At 36.3% G+C, this 21,221-nt stretch carries 13 protein-coding genes; 7 read left to right on the top strand and 6 right to left on the bottom strand.

Annotated elements, in window-relative coordinates; translation table 11 throughout:
• Window positions 1–45 precede the first annotated feature (45 nt).
• The gene (gene hemC, locus F6K15_RS02825) at window positions 46–1,008 is read left to right on the top strand and encodes a hydroxymethylbilane synthase (RefSeq protein ID WP_293056774.1); all 963 of its coding nucleotides are present in this window, start codon (window positions 46–48) and stop codon (window positions 1,006–1,008) included.
• A 711-nt stretch (window positions 1,009–1,719) separates the two neighbouring features.
• Here hemC and F6K15_RS02820 read toward each other — a convergent pair.
• Window positions 1,720–2,664 (bottom strand): hypothetical protein, encoded by a 945-nt coding sequence (locus F6K15_RS02820; protein ID WP_293056772.1) that lies wholly within the window; start codon window positions 2,662–2,664, stop codon window positions 1,720–1,722.
• 512 nt (window positions 2,665–3,176) lie between these two features.
• Between F6K15_RS02820 and dnaE the strand changes: the two genes are divergently transcribed.
• From dnaE to F6K15_RS02800, 4 genes are read left to right on the top strand one after another with little or no spacing between them, the layout of a single operon-like run.
• Window positions 3,177–7,172 carry a DNA polymerase III subunit alpha gene (gene dnaE, locus F6K15_RS02815; protein WP_293056770.1) on the top strand — a complete coding sequence of 1,332 codons (3,996 nt, stop codon included), beginning with the start codon at window positions 3,177–3,179 and terminating at the stop codon, window positions 7,170–7,172.
• Window positions 7,148–7,357 carry a hypothetical protein gene (locus tag F6K15_RS02810; protein ID WP_293056768.1) on the top strand — a complete coding sequence of 70 codons (210 nt, stop codon included), beginning with the start codon at window positions 7,148–7,150 and terminating at the stop codon, window positions 7,355–7,357. The genes dnaE and F6K15_RS02810 overlap by 25 nt, the downstream gene beginning before the upstream one ends.
• 24 nt (window positions 7,358–7,381) lie before the next feature.
• Window positions 7,382–7,930, top strand: coding sequence for an LAGLIDADG family homing endonuclease (locus tag F6K15_RS02805; protein ID WP_293056766.1), 549 nt, complete (start codon window positions 7,382–7,384; stop codon window positions 7,928–7,930).
• On the top strand, window positions 7,923–9,494 hold the full coding sequence (locus F6K15_RS02800; protein ID WP_293056764.1) for an OB-fold nucleic acid binding domain-containing protein: 1,572 nt from the start codon (window positions 7,923–7,925) through the stop codon (window positions 9,492–9,494). The genes F6K15_RS02805 and F6K15_RS02800 overlap by 8 nt, the downstream gene beginning before the upstream one ends.
• Window positions 9,495–9,986: 492 nt before the next feature.
• On the opposite strand, the gene F6K15_RS02795 is transcribed toward F6K15_RS02800, so the two are convergent.
• Together F6K15_RS02795 and F6K15_RS02790 are read right to left on the bottom strand one after the other, a co-directional pair.
• Window positions 9,987–10,172, bottom strand: a complete 186-nt coding sequence (locus tag F6K15_RS02795) for a hypothetical protein (protein ID WP_293056762.1) — start codon at window positions 10,170–10,172, stop codon at window positions 9,987–9,989.
• Entirely contained in the window at window positions 10,162–12,768 is a 2,607-nt protein-coding gene (locus tag F6K15_RS02790) for a DNA topoisomerase (ATP-hydrolyzing) subunit A (protein WP_293056760.1), read from the bottom strand. Before F6K15_RS02790 ends, F6K15_RS02795 begins: the two co-directional genes overlap by 11 nt.
• A gap of 1,429 nt (window positions 12,769–14,197) precedes the next feature.
• Here F6K15_RS02790 and F6K15_RS02785 point away from each other — a divergent pair.
• Window positions 14,198–14,596, top strand: coding sequence for a response regulator (locus F6K15_RS02785; RefSeq protein WP_293056757.1), 399 nt, complete (start codon window positions 14,198–14,200; stop codon window positions 14,594–14,596).
• Window positions 14,597–15,458: 862 nt separating this feature from the next.
• Here the strand turns inward: F6K15_RS02785 and F6K15_RS02780 are convergent.
• Complete coding sequence (locus tag F6K15_RS02780) at window positions 15,459–17,687, bottom strand: amino acid permease (RefSeq protein ID WP_293056755.1); 2,229 nt, start codon at window positions 17,685–17,687, stop codon at window positions 15,459–15,461.
• Between the two features lie 824 nt (window positions 17,688–18,511).
• Between F6K15_RS02780 and F6K15_RS02775 the strand changes: the two genes are divergently transcribed.
• Window positions 18,512–20,167, top strand: coding sequence for a YcjF family protein (locus F6K15_RS02775; protein ID WP_293056753.1), 1,656 nt, complete (start codon window positions 18,512–18,514; stop codon window positions 20,165–20,167).
• 477 nt (window positions 20,168–20,644) lie between these two features.
• On the opposite strand, the gene F6K15_RS02770 is transcribed toward F6K15_RS02775, so the two are convergent.
• Both F6K15_RS02770 and F6K15_RS02765 read right to left on the bottom strand, forming a co-directional pair.
• On the bottom strand, window positions 20,645–20,932 hold the full coding sequence (locus tag F6K15_RS02770) for a type II toxin-antitoxin system RelE/ParE family toxin (protein WP_293056752.1): 288 nt from the start codon (window positions 20,930–20,932) through the stop codon (window positions 20,645–20,647).
• Window positions 20,917–21,105 (bottom strand): hypothetical protein, encoded by a 189-nt coding sequence (locus F6K15_RS02765; protein WP_202223026.1) that lies wholly within the window; start codon window positions 21,103–21,105, stop codon window positions 20,917–20,919. The genes F6K15_RS02770 and F6K15_RS02765 overlap by 16 nt, the downstream gene beginning before the upstream one ends.
• Window positions 21,106–21,221: the final 116 nt, after the last annotated feature.

The raw sequence follows: 21,221 nt of genomic DNA, 5'->3' as shown, positions 1-21,221 counted from the left end.
GTCTAGAAAGAATGACCACAATTATTTACTCGAAATTATTAAGATATGACAGTATCTGCCCCTACTCGTACCGTTCGGATCGGTTCCCGCAAAAGTCAACTGGCTTTAGTTCAAACTTATTGGGTACAAGAACAACTCCAGAAAAATTTCCCAAATATCACATTTGAAGTCCACACTATGTCTACTCAAGGAGACAAAATTCTAGATGTGGCCTTAGCAAAAATTGGGGATAAAGGGCTTTTCACCAAGGAACTAGAGTTGGGAATGCTGCAAAATGAAACTGATTTAGCAGTTCATTCCCTCAAAGACTTACCTACAAATTTGCCAGAAGGTTTAGTTTTAGGTTGTGTCACCGAACGGGAAAACCCGGCAGATGCTCTGGTCGTCCATGAAAAGTTCAAGGATAAACAACTTGAAGCTTTGCCAGAAGGTGCTGTGATTGGCACATCTTCCCTCAGACGTTTGGCACAACTCCGTCACCATTACCCCCATTTTCAATTTAAGGATGTTCGTGGTAATCTGAATACTAGACTAGCAAAATTGGATGCTGGAGAGTATGATGCCCTAATCTTAGCTTTTGCTGGTTTGCATAGATTAGGTATGGGCGATCGCATTCATCAGGTTATACCGCCAGAAGTTTCTCTTCATGCAGTTGGACAAGGTGCTTTAGGAATAGAATGTCGTGCCGGAGATAATGATATTCTTGATATATTGAAGAGTTTGGAACATACTGCCACGGCTCAGAGATGTTATGCCGAACGTGCTTTTTTGAGAGAGTTGGAAGGTGGATGTCAAGTTCCTATTGGTGTCAATACTAAAGTAGAAGGGGAACAACTGACTTTAACTGGTATTGTTGCTAGTTTAGATGGTCAGAAATTAGTTAAGGATGTTGTAACTGCTGGTGTTAATGATGCGGAACAAATAGGTATTGAATTAGCTCAGAAATTGAGAAAACAAGGTGCCCAAGAAATCTTAGATGAAATTTTGGCAGAAATTGACCGTAGTTAGTTTTCAGTTATCTATAAAACTTGGAATATTTGGCTGAGATATCTGAGTTATAGGGGCGACTTTAAACATAAATATTGTTCATTAATTGATAATGGATAATTGATAATGGATAATTGATAATTGATAATTACCTCTGGTTAAAACCGTTACGGAATTGAATATAAGGAAATATTATTTCTTCTCTTGGTCGATTGGATATGGCGAGGAGACATCGCCATCCCTCGACCGCTTTTTTTCCTCTTAAAAGGGGAGGCTTTAAACCAGAATTATTTAATTATTAATTATTCGGTAAGCGTTCAGCCGTCAGCTATTAGCTAGGCTCCTATGGTCGGAACTGCGCAATTCAGCTATTAATTTTTGACAAGGTAAAAGCAACCTTTGAAATTGAGAAAGAATAAAAATTTACTGCAAAAGTCCCATTTATAAACCTGAGAAGCAATTATTCATTACTAATTGCTGTTAACGTAGTTCCTCTGGAGGAGACTAGCTAACTGCTAATAGCTGTTTGCGCAGCATTCCGCAGGAAATGCTTACAAATATTGAGGTGATATTATTTCAGTTTAAACTAAAATCTACTTCGCCCCTAATTATGTTATATTTTGCCAAATTTAGGTTTCATAGCTTGATTCACTAACGCCAAATATTTAATCTAAAACCTAAAAAAAATGTCAAATGTAGAGCGAGGATATTTTTAAATTATGCAAATTAAAATTAATTTACCAGATAAGTTAACGGAAAGAGTTCAAGGTAAAGATGAGCATAATATTTTGTCAAAACTTCGCGCCGAAAGAAGACAGGTGTAAGATATTTTGGAGCATTTGGATTATCACCAAAGTAGTTTGCCAGCTCATCTGGATTACAAGAATATTTGACTGAATCCCCATTTTTATCTACTCCAATAATGAAATCAATGTAGTTTTCCTTGTCCTTATCATTGAATGGCCACATTCCACAGCGATTGAGTGGAAATGGAGAAATAAGTTTCTTTCCACACAAGTATGAGAAGGATTTGTAGTTGGCTATATGAAAATTTTCTGCCGAACTTGCGCGAAGTTTATAGTAAGTTAAATCCTTTTTATTTTTATGGTCTAATTCCTGTGTAAATTCATCAAGCACTGATTCAGAGTATCGTTTAAAGTCAAAATAAATTGCTAAGTGCATTTCTTTTACAGCAAGAAATTGACGTACTTCTTTGAGACGAACTTCAACCTTATCTGTTTCAAGTTTTGCTACTACAATTTCATCTCCTCTATCATCAAATTTGAGAAGTTGATTTTTTTCACAATCGTGGTACAAACGATGGAAGTGTCGAAACTCTTCAATGATTTCGTTATATGAGTCACGAATGCCATGAAAATCCCGACGAATTATAAATGGTTCTACATCATCTAAGTTTCCAAACCGCAAATAGTTAAGATTTTTATTGAAACATGGATGCCCATCTTCAAGATGGAAATCCCAAGAAATCTTGCTTAGAGAAGTTTCAAAATCAGCATTTGGAATCAAGGCTGAAAATATGCCAAGATTCTCGTCTTCAGTAACTTTATCAAAATAAACAGTTATCCATGGGTCTATACCTAAACTAGGAATGAATTTTTCTCGCCAATCAGATTGAAGTAGCCATTTCAAACTTGGATTAACCTTTTCAGTAGCCATAGTAGTAATTTGATATCAACATTATTAATTGTAATTTGATTTACATAATATTGACGGAAAAGCGATAAAACTACGTTACGCTAGCGCGAACGCACTCCCACCCGAAAATCCTTTACTCATCTTCATAAGCACCTACGCAGAGCGAATGACTTACCTCCAAAATACACGAAAATTTCTTGACAAGCAACTACCCTATATCTCTTATATATCAATACTTATAACAAATAGCCAATGAAAGCGCGATCGCACCCTTTTTACCCCCATTTTTCCCTCTAAATAGCTCATTTGAACTTTTTTTGGAAAATTTAGTTTAAATTCCAAATATATTTAGCAATAATTTATAAGCTTAATTTATAGTTACCTTTCATTAAACCCTAAAAATTTTACAGGTAAAGGCTTTCAGTCAAACCAACACCAGCAAAAATTAAATATCAACCTTCTTCTTTCTTCCTTCTGACTTCTTCCCTATAAAATAAAGCTACATATAATATTTATTCTAAAATCTAAAAAAAATGTCATTTGTTGGCCTACATATTCATAGCGACTATAGCCTATTAGACGGGGCATCCCAATTACCACAATTAATAGATAGGGCGGTAGAACTAGGAATGCCAGCCATTGCTCTGACAGACCACGGAGTAATGTATGGGGCGATTCAATTAATTAAACTGTGTCGAAATAAAAACATTAAACCCATAATTGGCAATGAAATGTATGTCATAAATGGAGATATTACAAAACAGCAACGAGGCAAAAAGTTTCACCAAATTGTATTAGCAAAAAATACTCAAGGCTATAAAAATTTAGTCAAATTAACAACCCTTTCTCATCTACAAGGTTTTCAAGGAAACTCTCTATTTGGTAGACCTTGTATTAACAAAGAATTGTTAGAAAAATACCACGAAGACTTGATAGTAACTAGCGGGTGTTTGGCAGGAGAAGTACCGCAAAATATTATGCAGGGAAAATTAGATGAAGCTAAGAAAGTAGCTAAGTGGTACAAAGATTTATTTGGAGAAGATTACTATTTAGAAATACAAGACCACGGTTTCTCAGAAGATAGGGTAGTAAATACTGGAATTGTTAAAATTGCCGAGAAATTAAAGATAAAAATAGTAGCTACAAATGACTCTCATTTTATTTCTTGTCGAGACGTAGAAGCACACGACGCTTTGTTGTGTATTAACACTAAAAAATTAATCACTCAAGAAAAGCGGATGCGATATAGCGGTACTGAATATTTAAAGTCTGCTAAAGAGATGAAACAACTATTTAGAGACCACTTAGAAAATGAAGTAATAGAAGAAGCGATCGCTAATACATTAGAAGTGGCAAATAAGGTTGAAAAATATGAAGGAATTTTAGGAGAGCCAAGGATTCCTGATTATCCGATTCCGCCAGAACATAATGCCGATACTTATCTGGAAGAACTTTCTTGGCAAGGATTATTAGAAAGGCTAAAACGTCAACAAAGAAGTGAAATTTCCGCAGTTTATAAAGAGCGGATGGAAACTGAATTAAAAGTTCTTCAGGATAAAGGTTTCTCTACATATTTTTTGGTAGTTTGGGATTATATAAAATATGCCAGAGATGCAAATATTCCTGTGGGTCCTGGTAGGGGAAGTGCTGCTGGTTCATTAGTTGCTTATTCTTTGCGAATTACTAATATCGATCCGGTGCATCATGGCTTGTTATTTGAAAGGTTTTTAAATCCAGAAAGAAAATCAATGCCAGATATTGATACAGACTTCTGCATTGAAAACCGAGATGCAATGATTGATTATGTGACTGAACGATATGGGGAAGAGAGAGTTGCTCAAATCATTACTTTTAACCGGATGACATCTAAGGCAGTATTAAAAGATGTGGCGAGAGCATTGGGGGTTTCCTTTGGAGAAGCCGATAAAATGGCAAAGTTAATTCCTGTTGCCAGGGGTAAACCAGCAAAGTTAAAGGTGATGATTTCTAATGAGACTCCTGCTCCAGAGTTTAAGGAAGCTTATGAGAATAATGAAATACAAATAAAAGATAATGAAGGGGGAATTTTTAATAAAGTTTCTGTCCAGCAATGGATAGATATGGCAATTAGAATTGAGGGTACGAATAAAACTTTTGGAGTACACGCGGCAGGAGTAGTAATTTCTAAAGAACCTCTGGATGAAATTGTGCCTTTGCAAAGAAATAATGATGGTTCGGTCATTACTCAGTATCACATGGAAGATATAGAATCCCTTGGTTTGTTGAAGATGGATTTTTTGGGATTGAAAAATTTAACTATTATTCAGAATACTGCCGATTTGATTGAGAAAAATTATAATCCTCCTTTTCCTTTGATTCCAGATGATTTGCCAGCTCTTGAAAGAAAAGCAATTATTGCAAAACAAAGCAGAGGGGAAATGCCAGAAGATGTAGAAAAGACTTATGACTTACTTAAATCTGGAGATTTAGAAGGAGTATTTCAGTTGGAATCTTCTGGGATGGTTGATGTTGTGAAAAAATTGAAGCCTAGTTCGATTGAAGATATTTCTTCTATCTTGGCTTTGTATCGTCCTGGACCTTTGGATGCTGGTTTAATTCCGAAGTTTATTGATAGGAAACATGGGCGGGAAGAAATTAAATATCAACATCCAAAATTAGAGCCGATTTTGCAAGAAACTTATGGAGTCCTTTGTTACCAAGAACAAATTATGAAAATGGCTCAAGATTTAGCAGGATATTCTTTGGGGGAAGCAGATTTATTACGTCGTTGTTTGAGTGGTTCAACAGAAGTAATAGATGCAGCAACAGGCAACTTAGTTAGTCTCAAAGAAATAGCTGCTAAACCTGAGTATTGGTTAAGTCGAAAAGTATTTTCTTTAGACACCAAAACTCAACAAATTGTGCAAAAAACAATAACAGAAATTCATCCTAATGGTATACGAGATGTTTGGCAAATTACTACTCGAACAAACCGGAAAATTAGAGCTACAAACGACCACCTTTTTTATACAGTTTTAGGGTGGAAACCTTTAAAAGATTTTGACCTAGGCGATCGCTTAGGTTTACCAAAGAAAATCCCGATTAATCATAGTAGTCAGATATCTGATGCTCAAATTAAACTTACTGCTTATTTAATAGGTGATGGACATCTATCTACTAAGAGTCCCTCTTGTAGTTATTTTTGTAATAGTAATACAGAATTAATTGCTGACTTTAATAATTGCGCAGAAGAATTATTTGGCTCTTTAGCACCTACCGATAAACAACTTCATCAAGGAAAAAAATCAGTTACTTATGTTCGTATAGGTTTTCTTTCAGCTTTTAATAATTGGGTAGATAATCATCTCAAACGTGCTCATTCACGGGATAAAGAAATTCCTAATTGGGTATTTTCTTTGTCGAAGAGTCAGTTACAACTTTTCTTAGGAATTTTATGGTCAACAGATGGTAGTTTTGACAAAAAAATTGGGCATACAGATTACAACTCTACCTCAAAAGTTTTAGTCAGACAAATCCAACATTTACTTCTGCGTTTAGGTATTGTTTCTCTGTTCAATATTAAGAAGATAAAATATCTAGGTGAGCCTTATGTTTCTTATCGAGTTCAAATTACAGGACGTGAGGATATGCTCAAGTTTTGTGAATTGATACAGCCATATTTGAGTAGTTACAAAAAGCAGATTTGTCAAAGTTGTTATTTAGTTATCAAAGATAAGCAAAATAATCAATCTAAACATTGTCTACCCCCAGAAATTCTTACCGTAATTGCACAAGCTAAAAAAGCTAGTGGAATGACTTGGGCGGAAATAGATAAAGCTGTCGGAGTATGTCGTGGCACAATGTCGTCAGGTTTAAATTTTAAAAATACTCCAACCCGGAGTTTATCCCGTCATAAAGTTAATAGATTTGCCACAGCTTTTGCAGATGAAGAATTAAAAGCAATAGCTAACTCTGAAGTGTTTTGGGATGAGATTACTTCTATAGAATATATTGGCAAAGAAGAAGTTTTTGATTTGACAATTTCCGAAACTCATAACTTCATTGCCAATGATTTTATAGTTCACAACTGTATGGGTAAAAAGAAAGTCTCGGAAATGGAAAAGCACCGAGAAATATTTATTGATGGTGCAACTCAAAGAGGAGTTCTTTCTGCAGTGGCAGAAGATTTGTTTGAGCAAATGATTAAATTCGCTGAATATTGTTTGGCTTATGAGACAGAAATTATGACTGTAGAATATGGCGCTATTCCTATTGGTAAAATTGTAGAAGATCGGATTGAATGTAATGTTTATACCATAGATAAAAATGGATATATTTATACACAACCAATTGCTCAATGGCATAATCAGGGTATGCAGGAAGTTTATGAATATATTCTGGAAGATGGAAAAGTTATTCGAGCAACACCAGAACATAAGTTTATGACTGAAGATGGTCAAATGCTGCCTATTGATGAAATTTTTGAGCGTAATTTGGATTTGAAGTGTTTAGGGAGTGTAGCACAATGGGAATTTCCTATCGTCAGTTAACACCTCAATTGAAGCAACAGATTGTTCAAGCATTTGAGGGGGGAATGGAATGCCAAGAAATTCCAGATTTTCTCAATGTAAGTAAACGCTCAGTTGCACGCGTATTGGTAGAAGTAGGAATTAATACTAAACGAAGGAATCGTTATAGTCTTGATGAAACCTACTTCAACACTATTGACTCGTAAAAGAAAGCATATTTACTTGGGTTAATGGCTGCAGATGGCTGTGTAACTTCAACGAATTACGTTGTTTTTGAGTCAACCGAACTTTCTCTAGTTAAGTTGTTTAAAGCTGAGTTGAGATACACCGGGGATATCCGTACTATTACTTTTACACAGGGATATGCTCCTCATTATCGGATTAACTTTTCTTCCAAACAACTAGCAACAGCACTAAAGCAATATGCTGTGGTTGTTGGACGCACTGAGTCAGGTGCTTATTATTTTCGAGAAGCTCAATACTTTAGTAGTTATTTACTAGGATATTTTGATGGTGATGGATGTGCCTATGTTAATCAAGGTAGAAGTGGTGGGTTAGTCTGCATAGTTGCTTCATACCCTTGGGCAGAAGCATTGTCCAATTACCTTGATATGGGCAAGGTTGTTCAGCACCAATCACAATCCGTTTACTATTGGCGAATTTATAGTCAGGAGCATATTCAGCAATTTTACAATTGGGTCTATCAAATACCAGGTCTAGGGTTAGATTACAAAAAAGCAAAAATAGAACAGATTTTAAGGAGTTACTGTCGTGGTTAAAATTGTTTCTCGCAAGCTCGCAAAAACAGAAAATGTTTACGATATTGGTGTAAAAAAAGACCATAACTTTGTCTTAGCAAATGGATTAGTTGCCTCTAACTGTTTTAATAAATCTCATTCGACTGCTTATGCTTATGTAGCTTATCAAACTGCTTATTTAAAAGCCAATTATCCAGTTGAATATATGGCAGCTCTAATTACTGCTAATAGTGGCGACCAAGATAAAGTACAAAAATATATTGCTAATTGTCAGAAATTTAATATTGAAGTCGAACCGCCAAATATTAATCGCTCAGAAGTAGATTTTACTCCCCTGCCAAAAGAAATTACAGGAGAAGTAAAAGATAAAATTTTATTTGGATTATCCGCAGTAAAAAATGTAGGTGAAGGAGCAATAGAAGCAATTTTAAAAGCACGAAAAGAAGGAGGCGAATTTAAATCTTTAGTAGACTTATGTGACCGTGTTAATCTTAACGCTCTTAATAGTCGTACTTTAGAATCTTTAATTAAATGCGGAGCTTTCGATAAAATTGAATCAAACCGTAATCAATTAATTGAAAATTTAGATGGTGTAATGAAGTGGGCACAAGATAGAAAGAAAGACCGGGATATGGGGCAATTAAGTTTATTTGATGTAGGTGAAACAGCAATGCCCGCTTTTGATTTTGTTTATAAATATTCCTCAGATCCAGATTTTGAACCTGCTGTAAAATTACAGCACGAAAAAGAAATTCTAGGCTTTTATGTCTCAGAACATCCTCTCAAACAAGTGCAGCAGCAACACTCGATTCAGAATGTTATTGATATCTCTCAGATGAAGGAAGAAAAAATGGGGTCAATTGTAAAAGTTGTCGTGGTATTAACCAGTATTAAACATCATGTCACCAAAAAAGGAACTACAATGGCTTTTCTACAAATAGAAGATATGACCGGGCAAGTTGATGGGGTGGTTTTTTCCGAAACTTATAAAGAGGTGAAAAATTTACTCACCGAAGATGTAATTACAGAAAATACTCCACTTTTATTAACTGGCAAAACCGAGAAACGGGAAGATGAAATTCAGTTGATAGTAAATAAAGTAGAAAAGGTAATGATAGGTCCGGTTGAACAACAGGAAAAACCAGTGACAGAATTAGATAATTATCAGAATGAATCAACAAATGAAGAGAGAGAAATTAACCAATCTATTGTAGAAATAGAAAAACCAGTTGAGCAATTAGAGATTCAAAAAAATCCTCCGAAAAAAGATGCTGAATTATTAATAACTGAAAATGTTTCTGCTAAACAAAGAAAAATAATTATCTTGCAAATACCAGTAAATACTATTCCTAACAATGATTCTTTATTTGAACAAATTAAAGCAATTGTTGAAGAACAATCTTCTGGCGATCGGGAAAAAGCAAAGGTAGCAATAGGAGCATTAATATTTGATGGAAAACAACAAAAGTTAGTACAGTTTGGTCGGCAATTTTGGGTTGAAGATGAAGAGACAACTATTCGTCGTTTTCATGTCGCAGAGTTTGAAGTTAAGATATATAGTTGGGAAACTTTTACTTCTAAATAATAGTAAATAGGGCTTGCTGATTAAATTTCAAAGCATTGAATGGTATTAGTTTTAGCCTTTTTGGAGCGAAAAAAATGAGCTTTTTTTTGGCATAAAAACTTCAAAAAGTTAGTATTGAGAGCAAAAAAAAGCAGAACAATCTGGAGACAACTCTTCTTCCTACCTCCTCATATAATATCAAATCCGTTTAATTCGGAATAAAAAAAATTTCCATCTTCAACCATTGCCAAATATTTCTCGATCTCCCCATCCCCCCATCTCCCCATCTAATTACACCGATGCTACCGGATTTGATATAACTCCCATTCCTCCTGTCTCCTGTCTCCTACCCCTACTAAAAGACTTTGGATCACAAACCCTAAATATAGTTATAACAAACCTGGTTTATAAAGTTTATCAAAGAGATTTACAATTTTTCCGATTCTCTGTGATAGTAATTTGGAAAAAGAATGTTATTAATAATAGAATAATAAGGGCAGTTAAAAGACACGTTCAGGAGATGTTCCTTGGATTAAAAAGGTAAATAATACCTAATAATATCATATCCGTTGGTATCGTTTGTGTAAAAGCTAGGGAAATATCTAACCTCATGTTAAAATTTTCCCTCTTCTTTCTTATTCTTTCCTCTTCCTTCTTCCTTCTTCCTTCTTCCTTCTTCCTTCTGCTATCAATAACCAACCACCTTAATAATCCTCTCGTTTGCCCCCAATTTCACCAACCGACTTCCCCTATCATCCTGCCCATAAACTTTAACCGAATCCACCATCATTCCACATACCTTACCATCAGTTGTTAACATCTGAACTACTACATCCGACCCACCAACAACTATTCCCGCCAAAACATCAGTTTGTCTCGTAAACTGAAAAGCATTCTGACCAATACCACCACGATTAGCAACTCGCAACGAACCAATAGCAATACGCTTTCCATAACCCTGTTGAGAAACTAAAAATAAATTGCTTTCTCCATCCAAAGTTACACAACCTACTAACTCCTCTTGTTTTCTTAATCTTGTTGCTTGAGACCCCTGTGCAGTACGTCCCATTAAAGGTAACTGTTCCTCATCTATTTCTAATCTTAATAATCTCCCCCCAGAAGTTGCCAAAACTACTTGTTCCCCTACCTGAGCCAAATTAGCATAACGTAATTCATCATCTTCCTTTAATTTAATTACTGTTATACCGCGATTTGTAATATCACTTAAATCAGACAAAGATAAACGCTTAATTTTACCATTTTGAGTCAACATGATTAAATCCTTATTTTCTTCAGCCTCCTGTAAAACAAATTGAGCAATAATAAACTCCTGACGAGCATCCGTCATTTCTTTAGTTGCTGACGGTGATAATAATGTTACTAAAGGTACACCTTTATATTCATGTCGTGTTGTCGAACGATTAGAACTAGAAGGAATATCATTTACCTTCAGAGGATAAGCTTTACCAGTACGAGTCAATACTACTAAAGTTTTGTCTGTAGTTGTCTCAATTATATTAATAGTAAAATCATCATTATTTTCAGTAATAATATTAGATTTTTTATCAATTTGATGCTTCTCAAATTCTTTAGCAGCTAATCGTCTTACATATCCTCGGTGAGTAAATTCTATAACAACCTCTTCAGTCGGTGGTGGAGCAGCTTCCAAAGTCAAAAATTGTGATTCAATAGCTGTACTTTTTGATTTTCTACCTCTACCTTTAGCTTCCTTATTTGTTTCTTGATTACCAATTTCTACATTGCTTTTCTGTTGAGAAACAGAAGCATTTGATTCCGCTTGAACAATAATTCGAGTACGTCTAGGATCGCCATACTTGCGCTTTAGAGTCCGTAATTCTTTTTTCAGCGATCTTAAAAGTAAACGGCGATCGCTCAATAAACCCTGTAACTCTTGTATTTTCTCTCTCAGTTGCTCATATTCTTCCTCTAATTTTTGCCTTTCCAAACCAGTCAGTCTACGCATTGGCATTGCCAGAATAGCATCAGCTTGATTTTCACTCAAACCCAAACTTTCCTGAAAACCAACCTTAGCACTACTACCATCAGGAGCATTTCTGAGAATATCAATCGTAGCATCCAAATCTTTTAAAGCTTTGAGCAAACCCTCAACTATATGACACCTCCCTTGAGCTATTTCCAAATCATTACTGTAGCGACGAGTTAAAGTTTGCTCCCTAAAACTAATAAATTCCTGCAACAATTCTCGTAGAGATAACTGTCGTGGTTGTGCATCAACCAAAGCCAACATAATAGCACCAAACTTTGAAAGTAAATCAGTATGCTGATAGAGGTGGTGAAGTACAACACTAGGGTCAGCTTCACGTTTTAGCTCAATTACAACCCTAATACCAGAGCGATCGCTTTCATCCCGCAAATCAGAAATACCCTCTATTTTACCCGCATTAACCAAATCTGCAGTTTTTTCAATCCAACCCGCTTTATTAACCTGATAAGGCAACTCTGTCACCACAATAGCCCTTTTTGTGCGACGCCCACGAGCTGTAGGAACTTCCTCAATAGTGGCCACTCCCCTGATAGGAATACTACCTCTACCTTTAGTATAAGCATCAATAATGCCATCAGTACTAACAATTTCCCCACCAGTAGGAAAATCAGGCCCAGGAATCAATCTAAATAACTTTTCATCAGAAAGATTAGGATTATCAATTAAAGCAATAAGGCCATCCACTACTTCTCCAAGATTATGTGGCGGAACATTAGTCGCCATTCCCACTGCAATACCAGAAGAGCCATTAAGTAATAAAAAAGGTAATTGTGCCGGTAATACAGTAGGTTCTTGCTGAGAACCATCAAAGTTGTTGGTATAATCAACTGTAGCTTCACCAATTTGGGTAAGTAAACCTTCATTGCTAATAGATGCCAAGCGACTTTCTGTATAGCGCATAGCAGCAGCAGGGTCATTATCAATGGAGCCAAAATTACCGTGTCCATCGATTAACGGATAACGACTAGAAAAGTCTTGAATCATCCGTACCATGGCATCATAAACAGCTTGGTCGCCGTGAGGATGATATTTTCCCAGAACATCTCCAACCACTCTGGCACATTTACGAAATTGTCTGTCTGGGGTGAGACCAAGTTCATGCATGGCGTATAAAATTCGACGATGCACAGGCTTTTGTCCATCTCTGACATCTGGCAAGGCTCTACCGACAATCACACTCATGGCGTATTCAAGATATGATTGCTGCATTTCAATATGCAGCGCTGCAGTAATGACTTGTCCGGAAAGTAGATTTAATTGTTTGGCCATGAGTTGCTATTTAGATTACGATTTATAAAAAATGACAAAGCACAATTGAGAGACTAAGAGATTGAATGTATGGCAATGAGCGCTCAGGTATTTACAACGTCCAGCTCAAAGTGCAGTAAGCGAAAAGTTGTATAAAAAATAATGTGTAAATATGCCAGCGCACATTGCTATATAAGGAAATAGGGAACAGGAAATAGGGGAGTGTTTTTTTAACACGACTATACTTTCTATCTGTCAGCCTAGAAGTCTGAATACCAATACATTACTGTCATACTTATTTCAATCCCTGGACTCCTTCCCACTTTTATATGAATGTCGATCCATAATCTCTTAATACTTATTTGACAAACAGTCTCTAAGTCCAAATATTATTACAATTTAAGATTTTCAGCATGAAATACCTAAATTTTCTCAAAAGTAACAAGGAGTAACCAACTTATATGCACATCAGTGTACTAATTAGAGTGTATTGAAGGATGTTTTTCCTAATTCAAGCAAAGTAAATTTAATAGCTTTACAGGCACTCACAGTAGTAACTTTTTTTATCTATTTTTTTTTAATGTACAAAAGATTTTTTGCAGATAGTAGCTAACATACCTCAAATATTTTGACCATAGTTGATTATAGGAATAATTATTTATATTAGATCGAGCACATATTTGGATTAAAGCTTAAAATATTATCTAATTAGCCAAATAATACTTTGAAGGCTATAAAATCAAAAATATCTGCCATGCTATCTTAGGTAGTCATACAACTAGATTAAAGTAAAGTGTGTTAAGCTGAATTCTGCTGAAAGAATTAAAATATTACCTTGATAAGTATGTATTATTCTTGATGTTTGAAGTTCCTGAATTATAGCTGCTAAAAGCATTCTTTATAGACTAATTTTCTCTTGCTTTTATCATCATCATAGCAGGAATAAAAAAATATATACTAATTTAATTTGAGTTGGGTAAAAAACATGGTAGCTTTTAGGCAAAAAGTAAAATCCAAGAGGCAACAGTTAAGAAGGTTTGCTAGACTTTTTACTGTTAGTAAATAACCAACTCTGGTCTGACATCTCAAATGAAAACCCTATATTCTGAATCTCTATCCAAATTACAGCGGTTTTCATTTGGGTAGACCACTGTAGGGCGGTTCCCATGGTTAGTCCCTACAAGGTTTTGTTTGTGAAGATGTGGTTCATCAATTTGAAAAGCGCTGTAAGATGGGACTATTAAACCAATCTTTGGTGAAGTAAACGTCCAAAAAATCACTGATAACTATTAGACATCTTCAAATAATAAAAAATCAAATTAATTATCGTATTTAGAGACATTAATTCTTTCCGACTACTGCCTACTGCCTACTGGGTATTTATAAGAAAATTTAGTCTAAACTTTATAATGGGGTTTTTACACTTACGAGTATTTAGCGGGAGACTTGTATGAAAACTGTTTTGATTGTAGAAGACGATCAAGTTAATGCTAGAGTATTTTCCAAGATTTTGACTAAAAGAGGTGGTTTAGCTGTTAAACACACAGAAGATGTGGAGGAAGTAGTAAAAATGGCTCACTCAGGGGAAGCAGACTTGATTTTGATGGATGTTTCTCTAGCTCGTAGTGTTTACCAGGGTAAATCTGTTGATGGAATTAAAATTACTCAAATTCTTAAAGCTGACCCTGAAACGAATAAAATACCAATCATATTAGTGACAGCTCATGCTATGGCAGGCGATCGAGAATCTTTTTTGAAACAAAGTGGTGCAGATAGTTATATTTCTAAACCAGTAGTGGATCATCAAGAATTTGTCAGTCAGATTAAGGCATTATTACCTCCTGATTAATTATTAAAAAATGACCACAAACTTTACCGAAAAAATGGGTCTAAAACCTCGCTCATAAGCAGGCGACTTTTTGATTGATTAAGTAGGAAGAAATATACTATAGTATTATGGCCGTGAGTGGACAATCTGAGACATGAAACGGACACGGAGGGGAGCGTAAGACTACCGTCAAGGTAGCAGCACCCATGTTGGCAGAAACTCTGAAGCAGCAAAACGTCTACCCACCGAGGAGTTAAGACTCAGTAGTAGTCCCTGTGTTTTTCGGTTGGGAAAGATATCAATAGAATATAACTCTAAGATGAAAATCCTGCTCCAATTTTTACATTTTTGGAGCGGGATATCTATTAATTTATCTAACAGGACTTATATCATGTCCGGTTGAATAATTATACTTTGGTGGAAGGAAGGCAGCGGGAGCTGGAGGCAGGAGGCAGAAGGTTTTCTACTATTGTCGCCTTAATTTTATACACAAACGATGCTACCGGACATGATATTACGCATGAAGTATGAAAAACTAGGAGACGAAAATACGTTGTAATTCATAAGTCCTATCTAAATTAAATTATTAAATAATTCAAATTATTAAATAATTCAGGTTTAAAACCTCCCCTTTAAAGGGGAAAAAAATAAATTTTTTCCTTTTATTCAATCCTATCCGTTTTAGGGAGAGGTAATTATCAATTATCCATTATCAATTATCCATTATTGAAATTACCGCTCCTGAATTTATTGACTTCTATAGCTAAAAATATCTAATAGACATCTCCGATCATAAAAAATCAAATTAATTATCGTACTCTTATTCATTAATTCTTTCTCCCTACTCCCTATTCCCTCTTTTGAAGAATATGTCTAATAAAAATTAGCGATCGCTGAGAACTTCACCATAAGAAAAACCTGGTGCTGCCAGAACAAATACTGTACTAGGAAGATTGGCCGTTTTGCACTGTAAATCCTCATAATATTTAGTAAAATTCTCCCCAGGAGTCCTAATACCCAGAAAAATCAAGTCAGCATTTTGAGAAGACTCATGCAAAATATCATAGAAAGGACGACCATTAGAAACCAAAATTTGAGATACAGCGCTAATTCGTAAACCTCGAATCACACGATCAACATTTGCCTGAGTCGGTTGAATAGCTGCTTGCTCAGGTACTACCAATTTCAAATAAATTTCCGCATTTCGCCAATCCATATCTGTACGCAGCAAATATGCTAAAAGTAACATTAAGCCACCATTATTTTGTAAACCACCCCACCAGACATCAATTTGACGATGTTGACCAAAACCATGCTCGCTGTCTTCTCGAAAAATCACTACATTTTTCTTAGCTTTATGAACATGACCAATTAACTGACAGTAGCGATCGCGTCTGGAAGGTTCCTGACTATCTCCAAGTACAACAGTATTTGGCGTTAGTGGCCCAATGCCATAAGTTTCCACCAAGAGTTTCGCACCATCAAAAAAATCTGTAGCAGTCACTACTCGCACCAGAGCTTGTACCCCTCGCTTGTCCAAATACTCACGTATTGTATCTTGCATATCACTTTGCTGAGAGACATCGCGAGACGCACTAGGCAAAACACTACAGACCGTAATCATACCTCGATTATGAGTTAAGTCATCTGCAAATTTAATCAACAACCAACGTTTTTTTGGTATCCCAGACAAAACTAAAATATGTGGCCGCCAATTTTTAGTATCCTCCTCACCTATTTGAAGAATTCCTTCCCGCACCAACGCCATCCATATTCCGCGTCTGGCATCTCCCCAAGTTGTCTCTAACTCCCGTCGCTGTAGCCAGATAAATATTGCCAGCACTATCAAAGCAGCAATAACTGTAGCCACAGCATTAATCAAAAACATCACTGCCAGACAACCAAGCGCTCCCAACATTGATAATGACCAATGGACTTTAAATGTAGGACGGAAAGAGGGGCTTTGCAAAAAGCCTTCTATACCTGCTGAAACATTTAAAACCATGTAGGTTGTCAAAAAGAACATTGTCAGCACTGGGGCAATAATATTCAGGTCACCAATACAAACCGTGGCAGTAGCGACACCTAAAGTTACTGCTGTACCAATCCTGGGTTCATCATTGGGACCATTACCATTACCTAGAAAAGATAACCAACTAGGTAAAACTCCATCCCTTGCTAAAGCTTGTAAAACCCTTGGTGCTCCCAGAATACTACCAATCGCACTTGAAAGAGTGGCCCCCCAAACTCCCAACAAAATTGCTGGCCCCCAAAGAGCCATTTCTTTCATCACCAGAGGTTGTTCGATTAAAGTAGTAGCATCCGCCCGCAGAGCCAGGACAACTGGTAGTACCATATAAACTATATACCCAGTACCAACGGCTGCCAAAGTACCTACAGGAATTGAACGGCTAGGTTCTCGCAAGTCTCCAGACATACTCACCCCTGCCATAATACCTGTCACGGCTGGAAAAAAGACTGCAAAAACTGTCCAAAATGATTCTGATACTCTCTCTGAAGCTCCCAAAATTTCTATGTTTGTTGTTTCTAGGGGATGTCCGAATGCAAATGAAAGTAGAGATAGAATTATCGCGACCATAATAAAATACTGGGCCTTAATAGCAATCTCTGCCGAAGTTATGGCTAAGATTGCCACTGCTATAGTTGTAGCTAGAGCTACATATAGTTGATTAAGGCCACCAAAGGCATCTACTAAGCTTTCTGCAAAACCAATAGTATAAAGAGCTACTGATAGAGCTTGGGCAAAGTATAGGGGTATTCCTACTGCACCACCTGTTTCAATACCTAGGGACCGACTAATCATATAGTAGGCACCTCCTCCTTTGACTATTCGATCTGTAGCGATCGCGCTGACTGACAAAGAAGTAAGAAATGTAATTGCTGTGGACAAAGTGACGATAATTAAAGTCCCCAATAAACCAACATTACCTACTACCCACCCAAAGCGGAGGTACATAATTACACCCAAAATTGTCAAAATTGAGGGAGTATAAACACCACCAAATGTTCCTAAACCTGTTTCATTACTTTGATCAGAAACAGTTTTTGGAGTTGATTGTGTTTCTTCTGATAGTTTTTTAAATAGCTTCATACATACAAAATTTTAATATTTTAACTTCTGTTTCAAGTTATCTATAACATTTAATTAAATATTTATCTTTGCTTTATATCTAGTGCAGGATGACAGAAATAACTAAGGTTTGCTGAAAAAATTGGTTGGTGGGGTAGGACACGGAGACGCGGAGACGCGAGGACTCGGAGATGGGGGAACAGGCAATGGTTTCGCCATTTTATGTGAATAAATTTTCTTGAATTTCAGCAGAAAATTTCAGTAAATTGATGCCAATAAGAGCCAATAACTTAGGATATAAATTGAATATAAAAAGCTTCATTACCTTAACTATCCTGACTTTTAGCTTCCATAGGCAAACCCTAACTAACCAGTTACAACATCCTAAAAGCCTTACCTATCAAAAATGATTGACTGTCAGATGTGTGTCTTACATTCTGAGGTCCCCTCAGAATTACACACTCGATGCATGACTTTTGACTTCCGCGTAGCGGCACTAGCTTTCAAGTCTTAGATTTTAGATAGTGTTTTAACTCAAAATATTGCACATCAATAAATGATAGGGATTTTTAAAGTTGATGTTCTTTTTTCTTGATTAATTTAACTTCTAGAACAAAAAAACTCCTGACAATTAGCTTGTGAACCAAATAAATTTTAGATATACCAGCCATAGTGGTTAGGACATAAACTGGTAATGAATCGAATACATTCCACTTTTTTTCTCACTATTAGCTCTTACCCGCTATATAACCAAAAAAATCAAGTCTCCTGCCCTTTTAAAGGGATAAAAAAGAAAATACTGATAACTGAATTTACTTCAAACCTCTTATTTCAAGTAACTCGAAATGTCTACTTCCCGCTTGTTAATATTGATTCTAGGTTTAAGCCTAATTTTATTTCTCATAATTTGGCTGATTGGTTCTTTATCATGGCTATATAGTCAAGTTTCATGGTCCGCTCCTCCACTTGTGGCCAATTTATTCTTACTACTATTAATTTTCCTTATTGGAATAGTCATTTTTGCCTTCATATATTATCTGAGACTATATACTATTCAAAAAAATCAACGGCGACGAGGTTCAAAAGTTAAAGTTAAGATTCCGGTTGTGAAATCTGAGGTAGCTTCTGAATCTCTCAAAGCTGTGAGACAACAGGCTATATTGATTCAAGATGAGGTTGCTCGACAAGCGTTATTAGAGCGTTCACAAGAAATAGAAGCTAGTCTAGCACGAGGTGATGTAAAAGTTGTTGTTTTTGGTACGGGTTCTGCGGGTAAGACTTCTGTGGTGAATGCACTAATGGGTCAGATGGTGGGTAGGGTAGAAGCACCTATGGGGTCAACTACAGTCGGAGAAACCTATCATTTAAGAATGCCAGAATTGGAAAAAGAAATTTTGATTACTGATACTCCAGGAATTCTAGAAGCGGGAGTAGCAGGTACAGAAAGGGGTCAACTGGCACGAATTTTGGCGACAGAGGCGAATCTATTATTATTTGTGGTTGATAACGATTTACAGCAGTCCGAATATGCTGCTTTGAATGGTTTGGCGGACATTGGTAAGCGATCGCTTGTGGTCTTTAATAAAATTGACCTCTACACTGAAGAAGACCAAGAAGCAATCATTCTTAAACTGAGGCAAAGATTAGTAGGGTTTAGCAAGATGGATATTGTGGCGATCGCTGCTCATCCTCATTCTGTTAAGCTTGAGACTGGGGAGATATATCAGCCAGAACCTGATATTATGGCTTTAATCGGACGTATGGCTGCTATTTTGAGGGCTGAGGGAGAAGATTTGATTGCTGATAATATTTTGCTCAAATCTCAACGTTTAGGGGAAGAGGCAAGATGTTTAATTGATGCTCAAAGAGGACGACAAGCAGAGAAGATTGTAGAAAGGTTTCAGTGGATAGGAGCAGGGGTTATTGCTGTGACGCCTTTGCCTGTAGTTGATGTTTTGGCCACTGCTGCAGTTAATGCTCAAATGGTGATAGAAATTGGCAAAGTTTATGGTTGTGAATTGAATTTTGAAAGAGGGCAAGAGTTAGCAATGTCTTTGGCTAAAACACTTGCTAGTTTGGGTATTGTTGAAGGGGCGATTAAATTAATTTCTACAGCTTTACAATTAACTATAGCAACTTTTTTAATTGGGAAGGCAATTCAAGGGGTAAGTGCAGCTTATTTAACTAGAATTGCTGGAAAGAGTTTTATTGAGTATTTTAGTCATAACCAAGATTGGGGAGATGGTGGCATTACAGAGGTAGTACAAAAACAATTTCAATTAACAAAAAAAGATGAATTTGTTAAGTTGTTTATTCAAGATGCGTTGGCTAAAGTTGTAGAACCTTTGACTAATATTTATTCCCCTAATGAAGAGCTTGAAGCAGAAGAAGAATATTATGGAGAAGAAGAAGTAAATTATCGTTCTAAAGAAACTACAAAGCAAGATAATACTATTAATGATTGGGATAAAGAAAGTAGAGCAAAATGGGAAAATTGGTAATTTAATTAGGAGAGTTAAAATACTTGGCATCAGATGCTACAGGTGGCTAAAAAAAAGTATTCAAGCTAATCAACAATACTTAATATCAAATCCGGTTAAACATTTATAGATTGTTTAAGTCAGCAGGAGTAAACCCACCCCTAACCCCTCCGGTGGAGCAGGGCTAATTCATTGTCGTAGCGAGAATATTCATCAGAAATACATTTAATTGTGCAAATATACAAATCTCCCCATCTCCCCAGGGCTAATTCTTTGTCGTAGCGAGAATATTTACAACCCTATATTTTTTTGAGTTCCCCCTCTTCCCCCTCTCCCCCCTCTCCCCCCTCTTCCTTTTTTCTAGGCGTGACAATAAATAGACCCTGCTCCGGACTCCTGACTCCGGACTCCTGACTCCTGACTCCTGACTTAGAAAACCGAGCTTCCAATGAAACTCGGTTCTGAGCTAATATTTGATTGGACGCGATCGCGCTTCAACTATAAATCTAATAATCTTTTTCCATGAATAACTGCGGCCACAATTACTAAATCCCCTTTAACTTGATAAAGGACTCGGTAACTATAAGCATAATCTTGTCGGTAACTCTCATCTCCAAACTCTTTGACCACTTCTCCTTGTAAAGGATTATGAAGCAAATTTTTGGTGACATTAATTACCCTATGGACCACTGCTGCAGCATAAGAAACAGAGTCACGCGCTATGTAGGAGGCGATCGCGTCCACATCATCTATAGCTTTAGAAGACCAAACTACTTTATAACCCATTTACTCAAAAGCCCTTCAGCTTCTTCTTGTGTAATTTTTCTTTCTTTATTAGCTACTTCTAAACCATGAAGAACTTTTTCAATTACATATAAATGATATTGAACATCTTCAAGGGAGCAATTATCTGGCAATTTACTTAATAGAGATTCTACTTTTTTCTTAGCGGTATTCATAAAGTTCATATTATTAAGTCACTGTTCCTAGCCGTACATGAGCCATTGGACAGCGACATCTGGTGATTTGCGTTTTCGCACTTTCCAAGCATAAAAAAGCGAAAAACACATCCCCT

Origin of the sequence: Okeania sp. SIO2B3, assembly GCF_010672525.1 — a bacterium.
In the GTDB taxonomy this organism is placed as follows: domain Bacteria; phylum Cyanobacteriota; class Cyanobacteriia; order Cyanobacteriales; family Microcoleaceae; genus Okeania.
This window is presented reverse-complemented; position numbering and strand designations above follow the sequence as displayed.